The sequence below is a fragment of the Collimonas sp. genome, from assembly GCF_035566375.1.
Classification (GTDB): domain Bacteria; phylum Pseudomonadota; class Gammaproteobacteria; order Burkholderiales; family Burkholderiaceae_D; genus Collimonas.
Genome location: NZ_DATMRK010000080.1, coordinates 1 through 8172, shown reverse-complemented (window position 1 = coordinate 8172; position 8172 = coordinate 1). Strand labels below are relative to the sequence as shown.

The window sequence follows — 8172 nt, the reverse complement described above, 5'->3', positions numbered from 1 at the left end:
AAGCGGTTCGGATGACGTGATCGAACAGATCACCAAGCACCTGAACCGTCTGATTGAAGTCGTCAAAGTGGTCGACCTGACCGAAGGCGCACATATCGAACGCGAGCTGATGCTGATCAAGGTGCGCGCGGTCGGCAAGGAGCGGGAAGAAATGAAACGCACCGCGGACATTTTCCGTGGCCGCATCATTGACGTTACCGACAAGTCCTACACCCTGGAACTGACAGGCAACAAGGGCAAGCTGGACGCGTTCATCGATTCGATCGATCGTGCAGCGATTCTGGAAACCGTCCGTACCGGCGGCTCTGGCATCGGTCGCGGCGAACGCATTCTCAAAGTTTAAGCAAACAACAAGACAGCGCGCTGAGACGCTCGGCGCATATCACACCAAATTACATATATATAGGACTAAAAATGAAAGTTTTCTACGACAAAGACAGCGACCTCTCCCTGATCAAAGGCAAGAATGTTGCCATCATCGGTTACGGTTCCCAAGGCCATGCTCACGCACAAAACCTGAACGATTCCGGCGTTAAAGTGACGGTCGGTCTGCGCAAGGGCGGCGCATCGTGGGACAAGGCAAAGAACGCCGGCCTGAACGTGGCTGAAGTCAACGACGCAGTGAAAGCCGCTGACGTCATCATGATCTTGCTGCCGGATGAAAATATCGCCCAGGTTTATGCAGAAAACGTCGCACCGTTCGCCAAGCAAGGCGCGACACTGGCGTTTGCCCACGGCTTCAACGTGCACTACGGCCAAGTCGTGCCACGCGCCGACCTCGACGTCATCATGATCGCGCCAAAAGCGCCAGGCCACACAGTCCGTGCGACCTACACCCAAGGTGGCGGCGTGCCGCATCTGATCGCCGTTTATCAAGACAAATCCGGCAGCGCTCGCGAGATCGCCTTGTCCTATGCAACCGCCAATGGCGGCGGCCGTGCCGGCATCATCGAAACCAACTTCCGCGAAGAAACCGAAACCGACTTGTTCGGCGAACAAGCCGTGTTGTGCGGCGGTGCAGTTGAACTGATCAAAGCTGGTTTTGAAACTCTGGTCGAAGCTGGCTATGCGCCGGAAATGGCTTACTTCGAGTGCTTGCATGAACTGAAGCTGATCGTTGACCTGATCTATGAAGGCGGCATCGCCAACATGAACTACTCGATCTCCAACAATGCCGAATACGGCGAGTATGTCACTGGCCCGCGGATCGTTACCGAAGACACCAAGAACGCTATGCGTCAGTGCCTGAAAGACATCCAGACCGGCGAATATGCGAAGAGCTTCATCCTGGAAAACAAGGCTGGCGCACCAACCTTGATCTCCCGCCGTCGCATCACTGCCGAACATCAGATCGAGCAAGTTGGTGAGCAACTGCGCGGCATGATGCCTTGGATCAAAAAGAACAAGATGGTCGACCAATCGAAGAACTAATCAGAAAACGATTAGCTCAGAACAAAAGGGACGGCATTGCCGTCCCTTTTTTCATTTCAAGCTTCCGAACGGAAGCAATTGACCAGCAACCTTACATTGTTTAGATTGTTGCATCCCTCAGCAGCCCAATCGCGACGACTCTCTTTAATCATTAGGCAATATGGCAACCAATACAATCGGCAGTAAATTCGGCAAGCCGGATCGCGGCTGGCGGGAGCGTCTGTACACGATTATTTTCGAAGCCGATACCGCCGCCGGACGCCGCTTCGATACTGCCTTGCTGATCATCATCCTGCTCAGTGTGGCAACTGTGATTATCGATAGCGTCGGCGCCGTGCGTTCGCGCGATTTCCTGGCGTTGAACGCCCTTGAGTGGTTGTTCACGGCCTTGTTCACTATCGAGTACATGGTCCGCCTGTTGTGCGTCAAGCGGCCTCTGCGCTACGCCTTGAGCCTGTTCGGCATCATCGACTTGCTGTCGATTCTGCCAACCTACCTGGCGATTCTGCTGCCGGAATTCCATTTCCTGATTGACGTTCGTCTGCTACGCATGTTGCGCGTATTCCGCGTGCTGAAGCTGCCGCGCTATTTCGACGAGTCGCAGATTTTGTGGCAGGCGCTGCGCAACAGCCGCCACAAGATCATGGTGTTTCTCGGCGTGGTGCTGATCATGAGCGTAATCCTGGGCACCATCATGTACGTGATCGAAGGGCCAGAAAACGGTTTCACCAGCATACCGGTCGGCATGTATTGGTCTATCGTGACGCTCACCACCACCGGCTATGGCGACATCCATCCGAAAACGCCGCTAGGCCAGCTGATGACATCCTGTGCGATGTTGCTGGGTTACGGCATCATCGCCTTGCCGACCGGGATCGTCGGCGTCGAGCTGGCGATGACCATGATGAAGCGCGCCCCGACCACCCGCACTTGCAGCCACTGCCTGACCGAGGGCCACGAAGCCGATTCCTTGTTTTGCAAACACTGCGGCGAGAAACTGGAACCCTATCAATACGATGCTGAGGCAGGCGCTGCGGAGCCATTCAATAAGCTGGCGGAAATCAAGGGTCGCATGGGACGCAATGTGCACCAGGACCCGCCGAAAAGATAGGGCGGGAGCCGCTGCTAGAGTTTTTTGTGTTCTTGCGTTTGATACTGACTACAGGCAATATTGTCGGCGAACTAATTTGACAGAATACAATCGAAGGGTTGTCTGTAATTAATCATCTTTGGAGCGCACTTTTGGTAGCGCTCCATTTTTTTCTTGGAGAAAAATATGTCGCGATCACGCAAATTGATGTTGTCTTCACTGTTGGCTGCAACCGGTTTCGCCGCGCAAGCTGCACCGGCGCCGGTGCCGACCAGCGGCACCCTGGTGGTGGTGCCGGCCTACGGCGAAGTCAAACATGCCAACGACCAGGTAAGGATTACTTTCAACGTCGAAGAGCAAGATAAAGACAAGGCGGCGGCAGCTTCCCGCGTCAATCTGAAGATGAAGCAGGGCACCGATATCCTGAAGCGCCAGGATCCGCAAGCGATCTTGCAGACACGCGGTTATTACACCTATCCGGTGTATCCGGAAGATCAGCCGCAGCCGCGCAACAATGCCAACAAGCCGCGTCAGCCAACCGGCTGGCGCGTCGGCCAGTATCTGGATGCAACCACCACCAATCTGAACAATCTGCCGAAAACTGTGGCGGCGGTACAAAGCATCCTGGGCCTCAACGGTTTGTATTTTGGTTTGAGCGACGCCACCAGCAAAAAACTGGATGACCAGCGCATCGCCGCCACCTATCAGAACCTGACCGAGCGGATCGCGTCTATCGCCCATGCAATGGGCCGCAATGTATCCGACGCCGTGCTCGACACGATAGATTTTGAAGGTTCCGGTAACTATGCCCAGGAATCTTCGCCAGCGCCGAAAGCGATGATGATGCGGGCCGCATCCATGAATGACGCCGCGCCTGTGGAAGAGCCTAGTTTCGAACCGGGCGAAACCACCTTGAACATGCGCGTGGTTGGTAAAGTCCGCTTCAAATGAACCGCCTGATCATCGTTAGCCTGACTCTGGGCATGGTATTGGCGCTGGCTGGCTGCAAGCCAGCGGCGCCGCCGCCGCAAATCTTCAAAACCCAGATCGATGCGCTGGAAAAGGCAAAGGGGGTTGAGCAACAGTTGCAACAAGCGCGGGACAAGGCCAGAGAAGCCGAAGAAGAACAGCAGAAATGAAGGGAAGCTGAGGCACTCGCCTCAGCTTCTTGTTTTAGATTTGTTATTATGTTGAAAATATTTTCTGACTACATTTACCCAGGTCAATAAAATCGAGCGAAAAGCTTGGTCTTTTTATACAATGCCAAGGCGCTGTTTCTTTCGATGAACATCAAGATCCTCTAGTATCATGCAGGCGGTCTCGGATCACCGACTTACCCAGTGTTTATTACCCAGTGTTTGTTAATAAGCAAGCGGCGCGGCTGGCAGGTCTGGCTTTGCGCCCGAGTAAGCAGCAGGTTACATTTATTTCCCGCTCGACTAGAATAGCCACGCTTTCAAATTTCCATCATTTATCAAGACAATCCGGAGTGCAGTTGAATAATTACCCCCATCCTATTATTGCCCGCGAGGGTTGGCCGTTTTTGGGCATCGCCTTTGCGGTCGCGCTGCTGATCACGTTTTTCTCTCTTGCATGGTCACTGCCATTCTGGATTATTGCATTATTCGTATTGCAGTTTTTCCGCGATCCGGCCCGCGTGATTCCACAGAATCCGGCTGCGGTGTTGTCACCGGCCGATGGCCGCATCGTCGTGGTTGAAAAAACCATGGACCCTTACGCCAATCGTGAAGCCCTGAAAATCAGCGTATTCATGAATGTATTCAATGTCCATTCGAATCGTGCGCCGGTCGACGGCAAGATTGAAAAAGTACAGTATTTTCCGGGCAAATTCGTCAATGCCGATCTGGACAAGGCGTCGATTGAAAATGAACGCAATGCGCTGGTCATCACTGCTGCCAACGGCCAGACCGTGACCTGTGTCCAGGTTGCCGGCCTGATCGCGCGCCGCATCCTGTGTTACGTCAAAGTTGCCGATGTGCTGGCACGCGGCCAACGCTACGGTTTCATCCGCTTTGGTTCGCGGGTCGATGTGTATCTGCCGCTGACCGCGACACCCAAGGTTGTGGTGGGCGACAAGGTATCCGCCACAGAAACTATCCTGGCTGAATTTTAAGTAACGTTGTTAGTATTTTGAGTCGATTGAAACGGAACTTACATGGCCACATTCAAGCGCCGTAAAGCGAAGAGTAGCATCGCGCAGTTCCCCAAGGTGCTGCGCCCGAACAAGAACATCGAGCGTAGCGAGTATCTGGAACACGATGTAGCGGACCCGCCAGTCCGGCGCCGGCGCGGCATCTATCTGCTGCCGAATGCTTTCACCACGGCAGCGCTGTTTTGCGGTTTTTATGCGATCGTGATGGCAATGAATCTGCGCTTCGATCAAGCTTCGATCGCTATTTTTGCGGCGATGGTGCTGGACAGCCTGGATGGCCGCGTGGCGCGTCTGACCAATACCCAGAGCGAGTTTGGCGCGCAATATGACAGCCTGTCTGACATGGTGTCGTTTGGCGCTGCACCAGCGCTGGTGGTGTACGAATGGTCTTTGCGCGGCATGGGCAAGCTGGGCTGGCTGGCGGCGTTTGTGTATTGTGCCGGCGGCGCTTTGCGCCTGGCGCGCTTCAACACCAATATTGCGGTAGTCGACAAACGCTATTTCCAAGGTTTGCCCAGCCCTGCGGCGGCGGCCCTGGTGGCCGGGTTTGTCTGGTTGATGGACGATCTCGGTTTTCACGGCGCATCTTTAAGCTGGGCGGCTTGGGCGATCACCCTGTACGCCGGCCTGACCATGGTCAGCAATGTCCCTTTCTATAGCTTTAAGGATATCAACCTGCGCAAGCCGATGCCGTTCATCGCGGCGTTCCTGGTGGTGCTGGCGCTGGTAGCTATCTTCAGCGATCCGTCGAAAGTATTGTTTGGCCTGTTCGTGCTGTATGGCTTGTCGGGTTTTGGCGTGTATTTCTGGCGCTGGTTCAAGGGCAAGCCGGTGAGTATCGTGCAGACGGAACTAGAGCACGACGATAAAGACTAAGTAATGCCTGTGACATATTACTAAGGTTAAATGTTGTTAAACCTTGGGTTGCGAGCGGCGCGGCAGCGAGGCAAGTGGCATCATCCTTTTTCAACTATTACTGGAGAAAAAAATGGGTTTACTTTCTTTTTTTAAAGATGCAGGCGAAAAGCTGCTGGGACACAAACCAGAGGAAGTCGCTGCAGCTCCTAATGTCGAAGAACTGCAAAATGCTGCAGCTGACGCAATCAAGACCTACGTCGGCACACAAGGCATCGACACCAGTGGTTTGACGATCGCCTTCGATGCGGCGTCTTCATCGGTTACCGTCAGCGGCGAAGCGCCGGATCAGGCTACCCGTGAAAAGATCATTTTGTGCTGCGGAAATGTCAAGGATGTCAAAGATGTCAACGACAATCTGACCGTGGCAGCGGCCACAGATGAATCACAATGGTATGACGTGGTCAGCGGCGATAACCTGTCGAAAATCTCCAAGCAATACTATGGCGATCCTAACAAATATCAGGTAATTTTTGAAGCTAACCGACCTATGCTGAGCAGCCCGGACAAGATTTATCCAGGGCAGAAGCTGCGTATCCCGCCGCTGGCTTGATAGCCAGGCAGCGACGCCAGCCGCCCGCTTTGCCGCGGGCGGCTTTTTTACGGCCGTCACTTTGTTATTTTTATACCGGAATCCGTCAAAGTCTTTAAAATTGATGGTTTACCAGTCCAATCAGGAGCACAGCATGGCAGCCAACTCGCCCGAAAAACTGATCATATTCGACACCACCTTGCGCGATGGCGAACAGTCGCCCGGCGCCTCGATGACCAAGGATGAAAAAATCCGTATTGCCAAACAATTGGAGCGGATGAAAGTGGATGTGATCGAAGCCGGGTTTGCGGCAGCTTCGCCGGGCGATTTCGAGGCGATCAAGGCGATCGCCGGCATCATCAAGGATTCCACCGTCTGTTCCTTGTCACGCGCCAACGACAAAGATATTGCGCGTGCCGCCGAAGCCCTGCAACCGGCCGAGCGCAAGCGTATCCATACTTTCCTCGCTACTTCGCCGCTGCACATGGAAAAAAAGCTGCGCATGACGCCGGACCAGGTGTTCGAACAAGCCAAGCAAGCGGTGCGCTTCGCGCGTAAATTTACCGATGACGTGGAGTTCAGTCCGGAAGACGGCAGCCGCTCCGACATGGATTTCCTGTGCCGGGTGCTGGAAGCGGTGATTGCGGAAGGCGCCACCACCATCAATTTTGCCGACACCGTCGGTTACGGCGTACCGGAACTGTATGGCCACATGCTGAAGACCTTGCGTGAGCGGATTCCGAATTCGGACAAGGCGATCTGGTCGGTGCACTGCCACAACGATCTCGGCATGGCGGTGGCCAATTCGCTGGCGGGCGTCATGATAGGCGGCGCGCGCCAGGTCGAATGCACCATCAATGGCCTGGGCGAACGGGCCGGCAATACTGCGCTGGAAGAAATCGTCATGGCGGTCAAGACCCGGCGCGATTACTACAATCTGGATATCGGCATAGACACCACGCAGATCGTGCCGGCTTCCAAACTGGTTTCGCAAATTACCGGTTTCGCGGTGCAACCGAACAAATCGGTAGTCGGCGCCAATGCCTTTGCGCATGCCTCGGGGATTCATCAGGACGGCGTGCTGAAGGCACGCGATACCTACGAAATCATGCGCGCCGAGGATGTCGGCTGGAGCGCCAATAAAATTGTGCTGGGCAAGTTGTCGGGGCGTAATGCATTCAAGCAGCGTTTGGAAGAGCTCGGCATTGCGCTGGAATCGGAAACGGAAGTCAACGCCGCTTTTGCGCGTTTCAAGGAACTAGCGGATCGCAAGTCGGAAATCTTCGACGAAGACATCATTGCTTTGGTCTCTGACGAGCAGCATTCGCACGACAACGAATATTATCGTTTCGTGTCGCTGTCTCAGCATTCCGAGACGGGTGAAAAGCCCAGTGCCAAGGTGGTGTTTTCGATGGATGGCAAGGAATCGAGTTGCGAGGGCGAGGGTAACGGTCCGGTGGACGCTATCGTCAATGCTATCGAGACCAAGGTTGCCAGCGGGGCGGAGCTGTTGTTGTTTTCAGTGAATGCGATTACTACTGGCACGCAGTCGCAGGGCGAGGTAACGATGCGCTTGTCGAAGGCTGGCCGTATCGTCAACGGCGTTGGGGCGGATCTGGATATTGTGGTGGCGTCAGCCAAGGCCTATCTGTCGGCGCTTAACAAGTTGCATTCGAAGTCCGAGAAATTGAACCCGCAGTTGTAGTAGTTAAATGGGGTCGGAGTTTTTTTTCGCGGCGGTTTGCGAAAATTACTCTGACCCCTTTTAACGGACCACGGAGTAAGTGTCGTAGCATTCAATGAACGATCGGCCGTAGTTACTTAAAACGGTTGCTACTCCGTGGATACATGCCGGGGTAGCCCGGCGGCTAGTCACTTTTCTTGCTTCGCTGTATAGACCGGAGACATAGGTAACAGGTGTGCCGGGACATGGGTAACACTTTTGGTTCATTCGAATGAAGACCAAAGGATTGACAACCATGCCCTGGAAAGATGTAGACATGATGACCTTGCGTCAAGAATTCGTCTCGC

At 54.2% G+C, this 8172-nt stretch carries 9 protein-coding genes; all 9 read left to right on the top strand.

Annotation, left to right across the window (positions count from 1 at the left end; all coding sequences use genetic code 11):
- On the top strand, positions 1–343 hold a 343-nt coding region (gene ilvN, locus VNZ60_RS23900), incomplete at its 5' end, for an acetolactate synthase small subunit (protein ID WP_325663694.1).
- A 71-nt stretch (positions 344–414) separates the two neighbouring features.
- Positions 415–1431, top strand: coding sequence for a ketol-acid reductoisomerase (gene ilvC / locus VNZ60_RS23895; protein WP_092359613.1), 1017 nt, complete (start codon positions 415–417; stop codon positions 1429–1431).
- A 160-nt stretch (positions 1432–1591) separates the two neighbouring features.
- Entirely contained in the window at positions 1592–2542 is a 951-nt protein-coding gene (locus tag VNZ60_RS23890; RefSeq protein WP_325663690.1) for an ion transporter, read from the top strand.
- A 165-nt stretch (positions 2543–2707) separates the two neighbouring features.
- Complete coding sequence (locus VNZ60_RS23885) at positions 2708–3472, top strand: SIMPL domain-containing protein (protein ID WP_325663688.1); 765 nt, start codon at positions 2708–2710, stop codon at positions 3470–3472.
- Positions 3469–3660 (top strand): hypothetical protein, encoded by a 192-nt coding sequence (locus VNZ60_RS23880; protein WP_325663686.1) that lies wholly within the window; start codon positions 3469–3471, stop codon positions 3658–3660. The genes VNZ60_RS23885 and VNZ60_RS23880 overlap by 4 nt, the downstream gene beginning before the upstream one ends.
- Positions 3661–4010: 350 nt before the next feature.
- Positions 4011–4655, top strand: coding sequence for a phosphatidylserine decarboxylase (locus VNZ60_RS23875; RefSeq protein WP_325663684.1), 645 nt, complete (start codon positions 4011–4013; stop codon positions 4653–4655).
- Between the two features lie 42 nt (positions 4656–4697).
- Positions 4698–5570, top strand: coding sequence for a CDP-diacylglycerol--serine O-phosphatidyltransferase (gene pssA, locus VNZ60_RS23870; RefSeq protein WP_325663682.1), 873 nt, complete (start codon positions 4698–4700; stop codon positions 5568–5570).
- Between the two features lie 112 nt (positions 5571–5682).
- The gene (gene lysM / locus VNZ60_RS23865; RefSeq protein WP_325663680.1) at positions 5683–6162 is read left to right on the top strand and encodes a peptidoglycan-binding protein LysM; all 480 of its coding nucleotides are present in this window, start codon (positions 5683–5685) and stop codon (positions 6160–6162) included.
- 133 nt (positions 6163–6295) lie between these two features.
- Positions 6296–7846 (top strand): 2-isopropylmalate synthase, encoded by a 1551-nt coding sequence (locus tag VNZ60_RS23860; protein WP_325663678.1) that lies wholly within the window; start codon positions 6296–6298, stop codon positions 7844–7846.
- Positions 7847–8172: the final 326 nt, after the last annotated feature.

Excerpts from the sequence above, each read along its gene's own strand:
- ilvC (WP_092359613.1), top strand. The coding sequence starts at position 415 with ATGAAAGTTTTCTACGACAAAGACAGCGACCTCTCCCTGATCAAAGGC.
- lysM (WP_325663680.1), top strand. The coding sequence starts at position 5,683 with ATGGGTTTACTTTCTTTTTTTAAAGATGCAGGCGAAAAGCTGCTGGGA.
- VNZ60_RS23890 (WP_325663690.1), top strand. The coding sequence starts at position 1,592 with ATGGCAACCAATACAATCGGCAGTAAATTCGGCAAGCCGGATCGCGGC.
- VNZ60_RS23880 (WP_325663686.1), top strand. The coding sequence starts at position 3,469 with ATGAACCGCCTGATCATCGTTAGCCTGACTCTGGGCATGGTATTGGCG.
- VNZ60_RS23885 (WP_325663688.1), top strand. The coding sequence starts at position 2,708 with ATGTCGCGATCACGCAAATTGATGTTGTCTTCACTGTTGGCTGCAACC.
- VNZ60_RS23860 (WP_325663678.1), top strand. The coding sequence starts at position 6,296 with ATGGCAGCCAACTCGCCCGAAAAACTGATCATATTCGACACCACCTTG.
- pssA (WP_325663682.1), top strand. The coding sequence starts at position 4,698 with ATGGCCACATTCAAGCGCCGTAAAGCGAAGAGTAGCATCGCGCAGTTC.